The organism is Coleofasciculus sp. A1-SPW-01, from assembly GCF_040217205.1.
GTDB classification, from domain to species: Bacteria; Cyanobacteriota; Cyanobacteriia; order Cyanobacteriales; family Coleofasciculaceae; genus Coleofasciculus; species Coleofasciculus chthonoplastes_A.
This window is the reverse complement of sequence record NZ_JAVJNP010000218.1, coordinates 1-17,530: the sequence shown is the minus strand read 5'-3', so window position 1 is coordinate 17,530 and position 17,530 is coordinate 1. Positions and strand designations below refer to the sequence as shown.

Genomic DNA, 17,530 nt, shown 5'->3' with positions numbered 1-17,530 from the left:
TAATTACTACCTAAAACCCTTGATTTTACGTTGATTCCTGCCAAAACTGAAAAAGTTGCAAGGCGCTTTGATATATAACCGATAAGTTATACAACTCTATCCCAGTTTTCCATACTACACTAGCAACCTAGAGTGAAGGCGCACTACTGACAGTGCGCCCTCGCTTATTCATTGATAACAGAGGCATAAGTTTGCGACTCCTGCCACAGTTTGCAGAGAAAAAACTCAGTGCGATCGCTCAGCTTGACCACAAAGACACCCTCTTCACCCTGGGGATTAGAAGTCATCCAAGTGCCTTTCAGGGTGACTTCGACATAATCAGCATCGCAAATCGACAGAGAAATCTCATCGATTAGTTGTTGCCGAACCGCCTTTTCCAAGTCAGCCAAGTGAGGCATATCCACAGGCAGTAAAAACGAGGCGGTGCTAGATTCGACCCAGAGACTGGACGCGGCTCGTAGAGCCAACATGACTCGTGCAGTCACCCATTCCTCTAGAGAACCCGCTAGACGCTCGAGGTAAAAGCTATTTTCGGTGTAGGTAAGTTTCAGCATGACCTGATATCTCCTATTATTCCAGGTGGACGTGCTGTTGACGCCAGAACTGTTCGGCAAATGCCACAGTGGGATGCATAGGCGCTTTGGGCTGGGTGAGTAGAGTCATTCCCGCTTGCTGGGGTGTGCGATCGCCTTTTTGACTGTTGCACGATTGGCAAGCGGTAACTACATTGTCCCAACCATGGTTTCCGCCCTTAGAGCGGGGGATAACATGGTCGAGGGTAAGCCGTTTTGGGCTACCACAGTATTGGCAACGATGCTTATCCCGACGCAAGACTTCACGGCGATTTACGGGCGGGACTTTCCATACGCGATCGCAATTAGCTTTGGTCAAACGAATCTGTTCAGGAACCAGTAAAACTAGGCTGGGTGAATGCACCGGATATTCTTGACCCTTAAACCAATCTAGCGGTTCGGCTTTGCCCGTAATCAAAAGCGTCACCGCCCGCTTCATATTGACTCGACTGAGGGGTAGGTAGTTCTTGGAGAACACCACCACTGAACGCCTTAATCCGTCAGTTACACTCGTCACGCTTTTTACTCCTTGGTATAAGAAACCCCGCTGCTGTTTGAGTCAGAGCGGGGGATTTGAAAAACGGTATGGTTTTCTTGTCCTATATCGGTACGGCTTGGATGCGCCTGTACCTCCCGCTGTTGTAATCCGGTTTTGGATTGATGGTTATTAAATGCTCAGCCTCAGAATTAAAGAGGGTTCCGATTTGGGCTGTACCCTGTTCTATCCAGCGATATCCATCCCCAATAAAAAACTCCACCGACAAACCCGCTGAGCGCCAATCGCCGAGGCGACTGGTATCAGGGCAAGGGGTGGAGAAGGATAGATGAAGGCTCACAGGAGGTAATTTGTTTCAATACTGCTTTTTAAATACTACACTTGTATTACGAACCTGTCCACATTGTTGAGGAAAAAAACATGATACGTACTGCGCCTAGGACTTCAACCACTGACATGGAAGTCACCAGCATCCGCTTGGAGAGAGAGTTAAAGGAGAAGCTCAAAGATCTATCTGGCAACCAAGGCTATCAAGCCCTGATTCGAGATATCCTCTGGAACTATGTCCAGCATAAGTCAGGCGATTATCGACCCAACTTTTCCGTCTACGATATCAGAGCCAGCATTCGGGCTACCGCGCAGCAAGAAGAACGGTGTGTCCTCACGGGCAAGTTTATTCAACCCCAGGAACCGATGTTATTAGGACTAACGTTTAACGGCGATATGGTACCCCTCAGTCTGGAGAGTATGCCCCAGGAGACATCTAGAGCTAAAGCGGCGCGTTAGGCATCCATCTAATGAAAATGCGCTGTAGGGACACGACATGTCGTGTCCCTACTATAAGTAAGTCCCCTTACAGTTCCTCAATCTCTTTTCTAGTAAATCCTGTTGCTTCTGTGATTGTGTCAATATCAGTTCCTTTTTGTTTTAATATTCTGGCTATGTTAATCTTTTCTTGCTGTTTGCCTTGCTCTATACCCTCCTCAATTCCCTCTAATCTTCCCTCTGAGCGCGAACCTTCGATTAGACTGACTTCATAACGCCGATTCTCCATAAATCTCAGGTAGTTCGCTCTTTCTTCTTCGCTCAAGCTATCGACGAGTAAATTTTCCTTCGCTTCCGCTAAACCTTGGGCTGTAAACTCATCTTTGATTTGGCTCTTTTTCAAGAAATAGATCCATTCGTCTAAGGTCGTCTTAGCTACGTCGTTAAAGTTGTTGACTTTAATCACATAATATTCGGGGAAAATCTCATAGACATCTTGGATATTAAACAGCTTCTGCTGGTTTATTGATAGACCCAACCTGTCTTCTAAGTGAAGACCCTTAAAATCTAATTTTCCTTTGTAAATATAATCATCTCCCTGTCCCAGAGAAAAGTAGACGACATTCACTGAATAAACTTTTTTGACCTTCCCATAAGGCTGCCCTTTTTCCAGGAAGTCAGTAATTAATCTCGCTGTGCCATAGAGCATCCGATGGAAATAATCTTGCTCTGTATTGTTTTGCACTTCAATGAGAATCAATTCCCCCTGGTCATTTTCAGCCAGAATATCGACTCGATTTAGCTTGTCATCCTCGGCTTGTTGATTGCTTTCACCTTCGAGGATTGATTGGATCTGGATGGGTTTCCCCAATAACTCACTCAAGAACCCTGCCAAAACACCATAATTAGCTTTGTTTCTCAGTAATTTTTTAATCGCCCAATCAAATCTGATGTGTGTTTGGGGCATAACGGCATTGATGGGAACGTTTACTTAATATATTGTGACAGATTTAGCGCTAATTTATGTAGAGACGTTCCATGGAACGTCTCTATGGTGCCGAAAGTCCTAATCGTATACCCGGAAAAATCTCTTTGACACTCTGCACTCTTTCATAGACGCAGATTCTAGCATCGCTAAGACCAAAGCCTTAAACGAATGGGTGCTGTCAAGGCACCTCTAGTAACTTCACTCAGATCTAAACTGAGTTTTGCCTTTACTTTGCGAAGAATATTCGCGGCTCCGTTGCAATCAGCATTGATATAGCCAAAGTTGGCAGTGCGAAACAATCCACGCTTTACCCGTTTACCTGATGATTTCCAGCTCTGGGGTTTTTCACCATATTTGGGGAGTTCATCGTTATCGAGAAAGCTTGCTTTTGATGTATAAGATTCTTCGGTTTCTTCAATCCGAATCCCATACTGTTCACACAGTTGAGCAATTCTGTCTTTCAGTTTGGCAGTTGGAACAGAGACAAATTTCTGATTGTTGACTTTACCCATATTGGTAGAGTCTTTCCATTTCTGGGCAGAATGCGAACCTCTCTAACGGCTTTCCAATCAAGGTTGGACGGCATTGGCAAAAAGAATTCACTAATTCCAAACCATGCCTTAACCTGATTGCCTAACGGGAATCGAATCTGGTTTTCTGCCAGTTTGAGCCAACGTTTCGGATATGTCACGGTGAATAATCCGCCTGACTTCCGGTACTTTGGCGGTTTGGGTTTTTGCTCCAGTTCGCCCTTTTTAGACTTAGCTAACAACTGCTTAAATGACTTGAATGCCTCACCTACATTGATGCAAGTTTGCTGCATTGAGCTGGCGTATCCGGCGTTGAAATGACGGTTTGTTTTCATCTCAGCCGTAAGATCAAAACCGCTAACAATTTTGCCAGTTTTGAACCACATTTGACGAGCATAGTACACAGCGCAGTTGTACAGGTCATTTGACTCAGAGCAAAGATACTCAAGAATTGCCTGAGTCTCTTTATCCGACTTGATTAGAACCTGTTGGCATCCGAACAACAGAATCACCTCCCGGTTGATAGCTAATTGACTGTCTACAAACCCAAGGTTAGCCTATTTGAATGACCCACACCATACAAGGCACTAAAAAAAAAGAGTACGGCGGCTTAAGCCGCAATGTCGCTTTTCCGCCCCGGCTTGAAAGACCGGGGCTACCAAGCTCCTGTAGTTTACGTGTCACCCACTCACCACCAAGCCGCCGTTTTCCAGCACATACATGACATCCGCACGCATCGCATGAGCCATGCGGTGGGTGATGAAAATCACGGTGCGGTCTTGAGTGATATGCTCAATGGTGGCGAGGATTTCGGCTTCTGTGGCAGGATCTAAGGCGGATGTGGCTTCATCCAGAATCAGAATCGCGGGATCTCTCACCAGCGCCCTGGCGAGGGCGATTCGTTGTCGTTGTCCCCCGGATAATTGTCCGCCTCTGTCTCCGACTGGGGTGTCGTAGCCTTGGGGTAAGGACAAAATAAATTTGTGAATTTCGGCGGATTTAGCGGCGGCTTCTACTTGTTCATCGGTGGCGTCTAAATAGCCCATGCGGATGTTTTCTCGCACGGAACAGTTAAACAGAATTACATCCTGAGAAACCAGTCCAATTTGAGAACGGAGGGAGCGTACTGTGACATGACGTAAATCAACGCCATCAAACAGAATCCGTCCTTTATCCGGGTCATAAAATCGCATCAGTAAGTTGATAATTGTACTTTTTCCCGCGCCAGAAGCACCGACAAATACCGCAAAGTCCCCTTGGCGAATCTTCAGGGATAGATTTTTTACCCCGCTTCTTTCAGAGGAGTAGTTAAAGGTAACATTGTCAAAGTAAAGTTCACTGTGAAAATGGGGCAAGTCCATCGCATCTGGGGCATCCTGAATGGTAGGAACTTCTGACAAAATATCGCTGATGCGTCGTAGGGCGGCTATGCCATCGATAAACATAGGGATTGATGAAGATAAGCCGAGGATGTTGAGATTCAATCCGAGTAAGAAGACTTGAAAGGAGGCAAGAGTCCCTACGGAAATGATACTCTGGTAGGTCATGACAGCCCCGATACTTAAAACCACAATCTGCGTCAGGACAAAACCCACCATCGGGATTTTGTGGGTTAAGTAGGAGAGAAAGGTTGCCCGGATATAGATTTGTTTTAAGGCGTCTAGATGGGCGAAAAACTCCTGGGACATTCGGCTTTCTAGTCCGAATATCTTAACAACGGCTTGGGAGAGGATATTCTCTTCAACAACGTTGGCAATTTGTCCTTCTTTTTGCAATAACTGATAACCGGCGTTGGTGGCGAGGCTGGCAATTTTGGCTGGGGCAATGGCGCACAGGGTTAACCCAATTAAACTGAGTAGGGCTAATTGCCAATTGAGTAAGAAGAGAAAAATTATGGAAAACAGCAGGTTACACAATACTAGAATAACCACGGTTAGTCCCATGGTAATGACACCGTTTTCCACCTTCTGGACATCGGACATGAGGCATTTGACAATATCCCCGGCGGAACGCCGTCCAAAAAACTCCATGGAAAGGTTTTGCAGATGCTCGAATAGAGAGTATCGGATATTGTTGGTGATGGCAATGCCTAAACGTGCGCCGAGGGAAAGTCCGAGTATGCCGATGCAGATATATAAAAAGGCTCCGACGGCTAGCAAGGATAGGATGAGAACGAGAAGTCTGTAGTTTTGGGGAACGATGGCGGCGTCGATGATAAATTTTAAGCTGGCTCGGAAGATTGAGTCAAAGGCGGCGTCGAATATTAGGCAGATAAAGAGTAAAATGAATTGCCATTTGTAGTCGGCAATGTATTTTTTGAGGGTTTTGAAAAACCAAATTAGTTCCATAGGTTATCGTTTTTTTATACTGGCACGATTTATAATTGTATTTTTGTATTTTCTATGTGGAATAGCTCCTTAGCAAGTAGGGTGGGCAATGCCCACCCTACTGCTACTTGTTGTCCCATCTCATTGAAAATTAAAATATTCACCATTTTGTGTTTATCTATCTAGGTAAGTGATCTTGCTTGATTCTATATTTAAGGACGCAGTATTTATCCAGCTAAGAATTGGATTCAGTTGCTCTTTGCAAGAGGCTGCATCCTTTCTATGTCTCTATCATGGCTCCCCTCCCCCACCCCTGTCAGTCGGGAAAGTCGGATCATCAAAGTCGGAAAAGTCGGCTTTGTTACGCTTCCATTAGAAATTACGCAAGGGATCACCTACGAAAGCTTTCAACAGGTCTGCTCCTTTGTTGATGATTCCTCCCCAAACTGCGCCACCATATTCGTTTCCAGCCTGTTGTATCTTCTTGCCAATATTGGAAAAGGCAGTGGTTTCAATAAAACGATGCTGGTACGGCTTGTTAGCTTGCAAAAATTCTCCTGCAACTTTCCCCACAAGAGACTGTTGTTGCATCCTCTGCACCACCAGACAGGAATTCCCCCAACTTCCAGTTTCTTCATCAAATTGTGCCAACGCCAAAATCGGTGCAAGCAGCCTTTCACCCAGCGCCGCTTCAACGCACCGACAACTATCACTCTTTACCTCTACCTTCCCATCATTAGTCGCCGCAACCATCACCGACTCAGAGTGCTGCACATCACGCGCTACCTCCTGCGCTTCCTCACCCCCAACACTCTCCACTTCCTCCACCGCTTCCGGTAACGTCACCGTCTCCCCTACAATCGCTTCAACTCCCCCATTCCCCTCGGACATTTCCCCAATTGCCGACTCCGTTGCAGTCGGTGGAACAGATTTATCCGTATCTGTCTTATCCTCTTCGATAAAATATCCCCTCAACTCCTCTTGCAAAATCTTCCGCGCCTGGGAAATACGCTTGCAGACATTCTGATAGGAAATCTCTTGCTGTTGGGCAATCTCTGGATAAGACAATTCCTCATAAAAATGCAGGATAAACGTCTCGCGCAACCGAGGAGGTAAATTATCAATCGCACGGCGAATCACAATTCTTTTCTCGTCAGTCTCTATTGCAATTTCTGGTGTATCTTCACTCCGTACCAGTCTTTGCTCCTCACCAAAAGCGTAACCTTCTATATCCTCAACTCGATTCGCCCCCCGACTGCGTTCTCGATGAATATCCACGCAGAGATTATGAGTCAGACTTGTCAACCAAGCCTTAAAATTACTAATTTTCCCCGCATACTTTTGCACCTTCTCCCAAGCTTTCAGCATCGCCTGCGAGAGCGCATCTTCCGCATCCGTTGGGTTCCCCCCCATCCATTTAATGCAGCAACGGTAAAGATAATCTTGATACTGCTGCCATTGCTGCCAAAATGCTTTCTCTAACTCTTCAGAGCAACCCCGAATGCCTGATGCACTAGCTGATTGAGAATGTGACATGACTTAAAAACTGGTAGTGAACCCAATAGGTAGTGAAAACTATCAAAAAACAGGCTTCTGTTCCTTTTTCATTTGCATCCAAAATCTCGCCAAACTATAACCCAGTGAGGTTTTATTCCGCCTGCGCTACATTAGCTAATTTTGTTATCTTCAGTAAGATTAATTTTTACTAAGCCGAGTAAGGATTTTTAACTCGGCTTAGACTTATAAGCTTAAACAATTAAGAGTTAACTCTTAATTGTTTAATTACTAAAACCACGGCCAAAAAAATAAACGCATGATTCCTCCTTTTTGATTGGATTTACTTGTTGTTTTTTCACCGAACATCTACTAGCTTTGACGCCGTATTCATCCGGCTAAGGATTGGATTCAGTGGCTCTTTGGCAAGAGGCTGCATCCTTTCCATGTCTCTATCATGGCTCCCCGCCCTAGCCCCTGTCAGTCGGGAAAGTCGGATCATAAAGTTGGAAAAGTCGGCTCGTTGCCACTGAATGCCATATCACGCACTAAAACACATCTGTATGTAATACGAAAAACTTATCCGTATTACATAAATTTTCAACCCAATCAGGTAGCAGCCCTGCAATTATACTGTTCGCGGTCACAAACTGAGCTTTTGTCATGCAGAGCGTAGCGGACTACAGCTCACGCATCTGGTGAGATTCTTCACTCCGCTATCGCTCCGTTCAGAATGACAAATTCTGACCGTGCGAAGTATATCCTATTAGACACGTCCTGGAATGTATTTCATTCAATCGCCAACTCTGTAATACGTTTATCTACGTCAACGGCGTATTTCCTCTCCGTATTTTCCCCCAAAAGCTTAAAAAAGAAGGGTTGACCTTCATTAAGGGTTGGAACTTCTAGAAATGAGCAGCTAAAATAAAAACCGGGGTGCAAGCATCAAAAACATTGATAAGATGATATCGTAACTGCCCATGACTCTTGAAGAAGCCCTAGAGTTTGTCGAATCTATCCTTCAAGCTAAAACAGGTAAACAACTCACCGCACCAGAAAAAGAAATCCTCAAAGCCGCTTGGGACAACGAAACCTACAGCACCGTCGCCGATCGCTTATACATGAGCGTGGGGCATATCAAAGACTTAGCCTCCCGATTATGGAAACATCTTTCAGACTTACTCGACGAAAAAGTCACCAAAAATCACTTCCGCCGTTTACTCTTAGAACAAAGCAATAATTACCACACTGAAGACCCCAAAGGCAATATCTTAATTGTTGATAATCTCGTAGGAAAATTGCATTTTTTTAACGAAATTTTAACCAAGCAGGGGTACAAAGTTCGCCGCGTCACCAACGGCACAATGGCATTAAAAACCGTCCGCAATTTCCCCCCCCCCGATGTCATTTTACTCGATATTAAAATGCCTGATATCGATGGCTACCAAGTCTGCTCAACCCTGAAAGCCGACGCAGAAACTTCGGACATTCCCATTATTTTTATCAGTGCATTAAACGAAGTATTTGATAAAGTCAAAGCCTTTCAAGTTGGGGGAGTGGATTACATCACCAAACCCTTCCAACCCGAAGAAGTCATCGCCCGCATCGAAACTCACCTGACGCTGCAACAACAAAAACACAAACTCCGACAACAAATCGAGCAACATCAAAAAACGACGGAAATTCTCTACCAATCTCACGCCCTCCTCACCAGTTTGTTGAACAGTTCTAGAGATGGAATTGCCGCCATGCAAGCGGTAAGGGATTTAGTCACTGGAGAAATCGAGGACTTTCGCTATCTGTTGGTTAATCCCGTCTTTGCCAAACTCTTGGGGAAAAAACGAGAAGATCTTACGAGTAAAGCAGGGCAAAAGAAACTGCTGAATCGACTCGTCCCAGGATTGTTTGAAAAGTTCGTGCAGGTGGTGGAAACCGGAGAACCACTCGAACAAGAATTTTATTGGGAAAGTGATAGTGAAAAGAAATGCTATGAATTGATTGTGGTTAAGTTGGGAGATGGCTTTTCGATTACCGTCCGCGATGTTACAGAACTCAAGCAGCATGAACGGATTCTGGATACAATCCTGTGTAACTATAAATAAGCTACTTAGTGCAAGAAGGTAGAATTTCTGCCTTGCGATAGTACAGTTTTGCCGATGAAGAGGTTAAGGTAAAGCTGTTGAAACAATTAGGCTGTAATGAGTTCAGACCCAAATAACACGTCACCGGAACAGGAAAAGGCTCAAGAGCAAACTCCAACGGTTGACTCAAAGGATTTAACCATGAAACCCGGTTATATTGCCGATCGCGATGCTGAGGAAACCGTAGACAATCCAGCCGTAACCCCGCAAATGCCCAATGATCCCAGTGATGACCGAGGAGATTTAAGGCGGGATTAACTACAACGGAATTTCCATGATCTCAGACGTTCCGCCGGAACGTCTCTACTCCCTCTGCTTCCTCTCCCTTGCCGTATTGGGAGTGGGGAGTGTTTTTTGAAGCGACCAGTAAATTCTTGGACTGAGGATACTTAGCGTGAAGTTAAACCAATTTTATAGGATTCAGCGCTTATTTACGTCCAGCCAAGTGATTGAATTCAATATAATCGGGCCAGTCAATTTTTAACATCCGCTCAGGACTATCATAATTGCCAGTTGACCGTTCGATGCGTGTTTTTCTCTTGGGAACGTTGATATGACCGATACTAACGAAACGAGACTGATAATTGTTAAGAAAATTTTTTTGCTGCCAAAACTTTCTACCAATTTCCTGACAATACGCCACAAAACACTGTGCGCCAGTCAATTGTTGGATAATTTCTGTCTCTGAGTCTTTCTTCGCTTTAAGTTCCATAAAGATGATGCGCTTTTTAGTGTCCGTGTCAGCAATGATGACAAAATCTGCACGCTTGCATTCACCACGATTGCCTTTAAAAATGGCATTAGGTGCGCTAAAAGCATCTGTTTTGATCACAATAACTTGATCATTATCGGGCATCCCATTAACCGTGACAGAGTAATCAGTTGCTTCTTCGAGAATAACTTGATTTTTGCCGTAATTATTTTTCGTTAATGGCACTGTCGCGGTGTCTTTAATCATCTCTTTGAGGATAGCAATATCAGACATTACTCCTCACCCCAGACAATCGCTTCCTGAATTCGGTTCATTGTTTCAATAGTTCTATCGAAGCTGCGGGCTTCAATACCAAATTCTGGATCGATATTGGCTGGCGTAAGGGTTTGGTATTTAGATTTTCTCGTTTTTCCCTCTAGTTGTATCCGTGCTTCTTCTGCAATATAGACTTTAACCTTTTCAGCACGGAGCAGTTCCGCTTTCTGATAACCTTCTTCTTTAGCAATACGCTGAAGATGTGGTTTGTCATTGTTTAACATGATCAGCGTATTCAATTCTTTAATAAGATAATCGCTGTGGGTGGTGATAAAAACCTTAATACCAAGGTTCACCAGTCGAGCAAAGAGCCGTGCAATGCGGCGCTGGTTTTCGGGATGCAAGTTTAGTTCGGGTTCGTCTACGATGAGCAAATCACCGTGCTGGGCTTCGTGGTTCAGGTAAAAGCCGATGTCGAGAAGGGAACGCACGGCGCTGGAACTTTCATCCATGGAAAGTTTGACTCGTTTTCCCTTTGGCAGGTAATAAAGTTCATCGTTACGGCTGACGGTATACTCACCGCCGATGATGTCAGCAAAATCTGACAATACATCGGCATAGTTACCAACAATAAAACTGCTTTTTTTGACAAGGCTTTCTAGTTTTCGGGTAAACTCCACATTGGTTTTTATTGGCAGTGCATAATCTTCATAATCTTTGAATAAAAGCTCTATGGGATTGATCTGCTGATCAGCCTGACCCATTTCTTCAAGTAAGCGGTTACGGGCGAAATTCAACTCTTTGCGAAAAATGGCAGCACCTGTCCGTTCAGCGCTGGCAATGAAAGGGTTAGGTAGAAGTTGGGCAAAGATGATGTCTTTAAGGGCATCAGCAATAATCCGTTCAATAATATCTACTGGTATCTTTGCTTTTTCTTGTTCAACTAAAAGGGTGATAACAAGTTCTGTGCTTTCTTCGCTTTTAGTCATTGAAAAAATATCTGAACTCGCGGTACTCATTCTCCGCTCAAATCGACTGTTTAACTGAATATGTTTGGTGTCCAAATTCACATAAAATTCGGTTTCTTTGAATCGGTCTGCTGATGTAGCAAAAATCTTTGATAATTGCTGGGTATAGTCTTGACACCCTTGAAGAACAATCTGTTGAGCTTGTTCAATATATTCGGTTATATCAATACGAGCTGCACCTTCTGCCAGTAATTGTTCGATTTTATCGGACTCTATCTCGATAGAAAATATCTGCCGCCAACTATACAAAAAGCCAAACAGGGCATAAGTGGCGTAGGTCTTGCCAGTATTGTTACCACCACAAATGATTGTCAAATCGCCAAGCGTGAATTCAGCTTGCTTTAAAACACCAAGATTTTTGATTTGAATTTTCATTGCCTGCTATTATCTTCAAAACCTCAATGTCTGCTATAGCAGTCACCAAGCCCATTAATACGTCAGATGGATGCTATAATTAGATGATTTATAATTATGGCAAAGAAACCGTAGGGGCGCACCGACGTGCGCCCGATTTAACCGTAAAACCTATCCCACAATTTTAGCTGTGTCAGTCCAGTAGAGTGAAAAGATATATGTAGGGGCGGGTTTTACCTTTATCGTTGCGATCGCACTCCAGATGTGACTAAACCCGCCCCGATTTTCTCTCCTAAGAGCCTGTTGGGTTTCGCTTACGCTCTACCCAACCGACAAGAACTACGATCGCGATCGCATCTGCTTCTCCTTGCCCAACCGACTTACATTCCCATCACCTCGGGTTCGCCACCGATGGCTGTAAATCCACTGGAGACTCACCCACCGATTGATAGCCATTCTCCGGTAGAGGACGCCGTTCCTCAATCAAGCGAATCGTCCCACTCACCTTTTCCGGGAAAATCACCACCAAACCACCGGACGCCACGCCGTCTAACGCCGTATTAATCGCGTCGGTTTCATTGAGAATAATTTCATACTCCCGATCCGGATTCGTCTCCAGAATTCCCTTGCGAATCAACTCCGCCGCCTCGCCACTGGGACGTCCCCGTAAATCCGCATCTTCTTTAATAATGATCCGGTCAAAAATGTCCGCAGAGAGTCGTCCCAGATTAATGAAATCCTCATCTCGGCGATCGCCTGGTCCACCAACGACGCCAACCCGTTCCCCAGACCAATTGCGGACAAAGCCGCCCACAGCTTCATAACTGGCAGCATTATGGGCATAATCCACCAAGGCATGATACTCACCCAGATTAAATAAATTCATCCGTCCCGGTGTCTGCGCCACAGACGCCCGGAATGTGGTCAAAGCGTCACGAATTGCCTCAATCGGAACCCCTTGAGCAAAGGCGGCGAGACTCGCGGCTAAGGCATTAGCAATTTGGAACGGTGCCATTCCTCTCATCGTTACAGGCATATTTTCCGCCTTCTCAATCCGCAGCGTCCATTCGCCTCGGATTAATGATAGGTAGCCATTTTCATACACCCCTGCTAAACCTCCCTGGCGGGTATGAGCTTTCACCACCTCATTGTCGGGATTCATGGAGAAAAATGCCACATGCCCTTTGACGCGCTGTGCCATTTCTGTCACTAGGGGATCTTCAGCATTAAGAACGGCATACCCAGCAGGACTCACCGATTCAGCCACTACACTCTTAAGATGCGCCATCTGGTCAAGGGTATCAATATCGCCAATGCCCAAGTGATCCGCCGAGACATTTAAAACAACACCCACATCACAAGCATCAAAGGCTAAACCCGATCGCAGAATCCCGCCTCGTGCTGTTTCCAATACCGCCACCTCAACCGTGGGATCTTTGAGAATCACTTGAGCGCTTTGGGGTCCAGTGGTGTCTCCTTGTTCCACCAGATGATCGCCAATGTAGATCCCATCCGTGGTGGTATACCCAACAACATGACCCGTTTGCTTATAGATATGGGCAAGCAAGCGAGTGGTTGTAGTTTTCCCATTCGTCCCTGTCACCGCCAGAATCGGAATCCGACTGGCTTGTCCCGGTGGAAACAGCATATCCATCACCGGCGCGGCGACATTGCGCGGTAAACCTTCAGAGGGACAGACATGCATCCGGAATCCAGGTGCCGCATTTACTTCCACCACCACGCCATCAATGTCCCGTAGGGGTTGGCTAATATCAGGCGTGACAATATCAATGCCGGCAATATCCAGACCAATAATTTTCGCCACCCGTTCCGCTAACCAAACGTTTTCCGGGTGGATATCGTCCGTGCGGTCTATGGCAATACCCCCCGTACTCAGATTAGCCGTTGCCCGTAAATAACAAACCTCATCTTCTTTGAGGACTGTATCTAAACTGTAACCCTGACGTTCTAGTACACTCAAACTCGTATGATCGACGACAATTTTCGTCAGGACGTTATCATGACCGTCGCCCCGATTGGGATCGCGGTTCGTCCGTTCAATCAGTTCCTCAACCGTGGACTTACCATCCCCAATTACCCGTGCTGGAATCCGCTGGGCGACGGCTTCAACTTTCCCGTTAATCACCAAGACGCGGTGGTCAAAACCGGGATAATAGCGCTCGACAATCACAGCACGGGAAATATCTTTAGCGCGATCATAAGCTTTTTCCACTTCATCCCAGTTGCGGATGTCAATCGTAATCCCCCGTCCATGATTACCATCCAGGGGTTTAATCACAATCGGATACCCCCCCACATACTCGATCGCGCTGTCTAATTCGTCCAAATAAAGCACCGTTGTGCCTCGGGGAACCGGAACCCCCGCATCCAGCAAAATCTGCTTCGTCCCTTCTTTATCACAGGCTAATTCCACCCCTAAAATTCCGGAGTAATCACTCAAGGTGGCTTGAATTCGCTTCTGATGCAACCCGTAGCCAAGCTGAATCATGGCTCTGGCACTTAGGGTAAGCCAGGGAATGCCTCGGGCGTCGGCTTCTTTGACCAAGGCTTCTGTACTCGGTCCTAACGCCGCATCGCGAGCCAGTTCGCTCAGGTCTTTTAAGTCTTGAGCTAACTCCCGTTGGGGATAGGCTCTAGTATCGATAATACTTTGGCACAAGCGCACAGCCGCCCTAGCCGCATAGCGACCCGCCTGCTCGTCAATGTACTCGAAAACAACTTGATAAATTCCGGCTGTCCCAGTTTCCCGAGTCCGACCAAACCCAACGCGCATTCCTGCCAGTTCCTGAAGTTCCAGCGCCACATGTTCGATAATATGCCCCATCATCGTGCCTTCTTTGACCCGACTTAAGAACCCACCCCGAACACCCGGAGAACAGAAATGATCCTCTAGACTGGGTAGCGTCTCTACCAGTCCCTCGTAGAATCCCGGAAGTACATTGGAGGGTTTATCGATGAGTTCCTCCAAATCAAGACGCATGACAATAAGTTTATGGCGTCGAATGCTCCAGTAGTTGGGACCGCGTAACGTCTGGATTTTTAGAATTCTCATAGTTAGTGATGAAATCGGGGATGGTTCACAATGTCGGCTTTTGAAGCACAAACTAGGGATTGTGCAAAATCTATTTTAGGAATTTCTGTAACATTACGTGACATCCTCCTACCCTGGATCTCCAGATTAGAGCGTAGACTTCTCAAGTATCGCGACTTACTTTGTCTCAACATTTTTGCCCGTTCTCAAAAGTCCTCCACGTAATCGGGGGAGTCGTCTACTCTTGCCCTGATTGGATTCACTCGTTTTGAGTGGATGGGACATCTTATCTAGTTTCCGACTGTTCAAAGCCATCAAACTGTTCATTATGAACATTTTTCTGGAAGGATTTTTGAGTTTTAACCCAACGCGCTTGCTCAAGGGAACCTGGTTTTGAGTTTAGCCGCTAAAATCTCCCCCAGATCCCCCCGCTCAAAAATGCCGTTCTGCATTAGGCGTTGACTGGCATTAATGCTCGTTTATAGACATGATAGCGATCGCCATGACATAAAACATGGACTCGGAGGTTATGTAGACCAATGGGATCGGTGCTGCCAATATCCACTTGATTGGTGTGAGACAGTTCTCCGGGATCAATAATCGTCACCGTACCTTTGCCCATAACCTGTAACCAACCATCTCGCTCAAAGATGATACAAGTATCTTCATCGATGCCGATCCCCAAGCGATCTGGGTGCATGGCGATCGCACTCATCAAGCGGGCGATGCGATTTCGATTCAGAAAATGCTGATCGACAATAACTTCAGGAATAATCCCCAACCCTGTTGCCATATCGACTAAGGAGCGATTCGGGGACTCACCACTCCCACCGCCTGCGATCATGTGATGACCCATCACCGCCGCACCTGCACTGGTTCCCGCTAAGGTAATCTCCCCTAAATGTGCCCGTTGGCGGACTTTTTCCATTAACGGGGTATCCGAGAGCAAACCGCACAAACGCAGTTGATCTCCACCGGTCATGAATACACCCGTACAGGTTTCCACATACTCTTGTAGCTCAGCATCCGAACCTTGAGCGCGATCGCGCACATCCAGGACTTTAATTTCCTTTGCCCCCATATCCTCAAAAATCCGCTGATAGCGATCGCCAATAATCGCGGGTTCTCGCGACGCCGATGGAATAATCGCAATTCGCGCCTCACCTGCACCCGATCGACGAAAAAAGGTTTGCAGGATCTCCCGTCCATGAACTTTATCTTCCGCACCACCAATAACAATGATGGCGGTTTTTGTCGATTGAGGCATTGTCGTCGCTTGGAATTGAGAGTCTAACTGCAGCATACTGTCGATGTCGAGTTCGGGCATAAGGTGAGTTCAATACTTGAGTATCGCGCTTGGCTAGAACTGTCACTTTATTACGATTTTGACTCTAGCTCAACTACTGGTTTAGGCTGTCCTGGGTAAGCTTCTCCACAACTAAACACCATCGCGCTTGGCTTTGATCAGATGCACTCTACAGCCGCCTCGATACGGTGAATCGATGGAAATGGTCACTTGTTTAGCTGCCAAAGAAGGCTCACTCACGACACTGAGCCGTTCAGAGGAAATCGGCTGTTTCCCCATCATCATGGCAAATTATACCAATAATTACCTATACTATGAGTTACTATTGACCCTTTTTTGTCTTAACAGCTACTCAATTCTTGTGCGCTTTGATGTTGTCACCCTGTTTCCGGATTTCTTTACCTCTCCCCTGGCATCAGGACTGCTGGGTAAGGCATTGACCAAACAAATTGCCCAAGTGCACCTAATCAATCCTCGTGATTTTGCCACCGATAAACACCGACGGGTTGACGATGAACCTTATGGAGGTGGCGTGGGGATGTTAATGAAACCCGAACCGATTTTTGCGGCGGTGGAGTCGTTACCTCGATTACCTCGGCGAGAGGTGATTTTAATGACGCCCCAGGGACAACCGATGAACCAGCCATTGTTGGTGGAGTTGGCGACGGGTTATGACCAGATTGTGATTATCTGTGGACATTATGAAGGTGTCGATGAACGAGTCTTACATTTAGTGACGCGAGAAGTATCGTTAGGGGATTTTGTCTTAACCTGCGGTGAAATTCCCGCACTCGCCCTAATTAATGGGGTGGTGAGATTACGCCCTGGAACAGTGGGGAAAGTGGAATCCCTTAAATCAGAGAGTTTTGAAGCCGGATTATTAGACTATCCACAGTGGACACGCCCTGCTGAATTTCGCGGTTGGCACGTTCCAGATGTTTTATTATCGGGCAATCATCAGGCGATTGACCAGTGGCGCAAAGACCAACAGATTCAGAGAACCCGGGAACGTCGCCCTGATTTATACGACAAATGGGTTAAGCCGGCTGAAAATCCGCCGAGTCCGAGTAATGAAAGGGATAGAGACACAAGCCTGTAGGGGCGGGTTTTACTTCTCAACATTTCCCCCTCATCCCCTAACCCCAACTCCGGACTCCCCTCGTTCCCCCCTACCCCCCTCGTTCCCCCCTACCCCCCTCGTTCCCCCCTACCCCCCTCGTTCCCCCCTACACGAGGGGGGAGGAGTAAGGATGCTTCGCTTTTATGGCAGGGGGGCGGACAGCAGATGCTGCGCTTTTGTTGCGCGGGAGATGGGGGATCGGTGGCTCTTGCTCCCCTCGCCCGGGCGTGGGAGTGGGGCTGGGGGTGTGGGGTTGAGCTTAAGTTGACACCAATGCACGTCGGTGCGCCCCTACGTGGATAAACGGCAAAAATCTGTTGCCAATATTATTGATCGCATTCCCGACTCATAATCAACTTCCCATTGGGTAATCGATATATCCCCGTGGGC

14 protein-coding genes and 1 pseudogene are annotated in these 17,530 nt (G+C 46.4%); 4 read left to right on the top strand and 11 right to left on the bottom strand.

All coding sequences use genetic code 11. The features are described from left to right. Positions 1-164 precede the first annotated feature (164 nt). The 3 genes from RH949_RS31505 to RH949_RS31495 form a co-directional block, all read right to left on the bottom strand. A complete protein-coding gene (locus RH949_RS31505; protein WP_446358760.1) occupies positions 165-554 on the bottom strand; it encodes an alr0857 family protein in 390 nt (129 codons plus the stop codon). A gap of 16 nt (positions 555-570) precedes the next feature. Further along, a complete protein-coding gene (locus RH949_RS31500) occupies positions 571-1,089 on the bottom strand; it encodes an HNH endonuclease (protein WP_446358758.1) in 519 nt (172 codons plus the stop codon). An 82-nt stretch (positions 1,090-1,171) separates the two neighbouring features. Beyond that, positions 1,172-1,408 carry a hypothetical protein gene (locus RH949_RS31495; RefSeq protein WP_446358756.1) on the bottom strand — a complete coding sequence of 79 codons (237 nt, stop codon included), beginning with the start codon at positions 1,406-1,408 and terminating at the stop codon, positions 1,172-1,174. An 83-nt stretch (positions 1,409-1,491) separates the two neighbouring features. On the opposite strand from RH949_RS31495, the gene RH949_RS31490 reads away from it, so the two are divergent. Next, positions 1,492-1,854 (top strand): hypothetical protein, encoded by a 363-nt coding sequence (locus RH949_RS31490; protein WP_044210550.1) that lies wholly within the window; start codon positions 1,492-1,494, stop codon positions 1,852-1,854. Between the two features lie 67 nt (positions 1,855-1,921). Here RH949_RS31490 and RH949_RS31485 read toward each other — a convergent pair whose 3' ends face one another. From RH949_RS31485 to RH949_RS31470, 4 genes and pseudogenes are all read right to left on the bottom strand, one after another. Then, a complete protein-coding gene (locus RH949_RS31485; protein ID WP_446358754.1) occupies positions 1,922-2,800 on the bottom strand; it encodes an Rpn family recombination-promoting nuclease/putative transposase in 879 nt (292 codons plus the stop codon). A 167-nt stretch (positions 2,801-2,967) separates the two neighbouring features. Next, a pseudogene (locus RH949_RS31480) lies at positions 2,968-3,854 on the bottom strand (RNA-guided endonuclease InsQ/TnpB family protein). A gap of 177 nt (positions 3,855-4,031) precedes the next feature. After that, on the bottom strand, positions 4,032-5,699 hold the full coding sequence (locus tag RH949_RS31475) for an ABC transporter ATP-binding protein (RefSeq protein WP_446358752.1): 1,668 nt from the start codon (positions 5,697-5,699) through the stop codon (positions 4,032-4,034). 351 nt (positions 5,700-6,050) lie between these two features. After that, positions 6,051-7,214, bottom strand: a complete 1,164-nt coding sequence (locus tag RH949_RS31470) for an RNA polymerase sigma factor (RefSeq protein WP_446358750.1) — start codon at positions 7,212-7,214, stop codon at positions 6,051-6,053. Positions 7,215-8,152: 938 nt separating this feature from the next. Here RH949_RS31470 and RH949_RS31465 point away from each other — a divergent pair. Together RH949_RS31465 and RH949_RS31460 are read left to right on the top strand one after the other, a co-directional pair. Then, a complete protein-coding gene (locus RH949_RS31465; RefSeq protein WP_446358748.1) occupies positions 8,153-9,274 on the top strand; it encodes a response regulator in 1,122 nt (373 codons plus the stop codon). Between the two features lie 96 nt (positions 9,275-9,370). Further along, entirely contained in the window at positions 9,371-9,571 is a 201-nt protein-coding gene (locus RH949_RS31460) for a hypothetical protein (RefSeq protein ID WP_446358746.1), read from the top strand. Positions 9,572-9,740: 169 nt separating this feature from the next. Here the strand turns inward: RH949_RS31460 and RH949_RS31455 are convergent, their stop codons facing one another. The 4 genes from RH949_RS31455 to RH949_RS31440 all read right to left on the bottom strand — a co-directional run bounded on the left by RH949_RS31455 (position 9,741) and on the right by RH949_RS31440 (position 16,017). Beyond that, positions 9,741-10,298 carry a hypothetical protein gene (locus RH949_RS31455; protein ID WP_446358744.1) on the bottom strand — a complete coding sequence of 186 codons (558 nt, stop codon included), beginning with the start codon at positions 10,296-10,298 and terminating at the stop codon, positions 9,741-9,743. Continuing rightward, positions 10,298-11,683 carry an AAA family ATPase gene (locus RH949_RS31450; protein ID WP_446358742.1) on the bottom strand — a complete coding sequence of 462 codons (1,386 nt, stop codon included), beginning with the start codon at positions 11,681-11,683 and terminating at the stop codon, positions 10,298-10,300. The genes RH949_RS31455 and RH949_RS31450 overlap by 1 nt, the downstream gene beginning before the upstream one ends. 370 nt (positions 11,684-12,053) lie before the next feature. After that, the gene (gene cphA / locus RH949_RS31445; protein ID WP_044210504.1) at positions 12,054-14,735 is read right to left on the bottom strand and encodes a cyanophycin synthetase; all 2,682 of its coding nucleotides are present in this window, start codon (positions 14,733-14,735) and stop codon (positions 12,054-12,056) included. A 430-nt stretch (positions 14,736-15,165) separates the two neighbouring features. After that, positions 15,166-16,017 carry a cyanophycinase gene (locus tag RH949_RS31440; RefSeq protein ID WP_044210562.1) on the bottom strand — a complete coding sequence of 284 codons (852 nt, stop codon included), beginning with the start codon at positions 16,015-16,017 and terminating at the stop codon, positions 15,166-15,168. Between the two features lie 364 nt (positions 16,018-16,381). Between RH949_RS31440 and trmD the strand changes: the two genes are divergently transcribed. Continuing rightward, a complete protein-coding gene (trmD, locus tag RH949_RS31435) occupies positions 16,382-17,119 on the top strand; it encodes a tRNA (guanosine(37)-N1)-methyltransferase TrmD (protein WP_446358762.1) in 738 nt (245 codons plus the stop codon). Positions 17,120-17,530 lie beyond the last annotated feature (411 nt).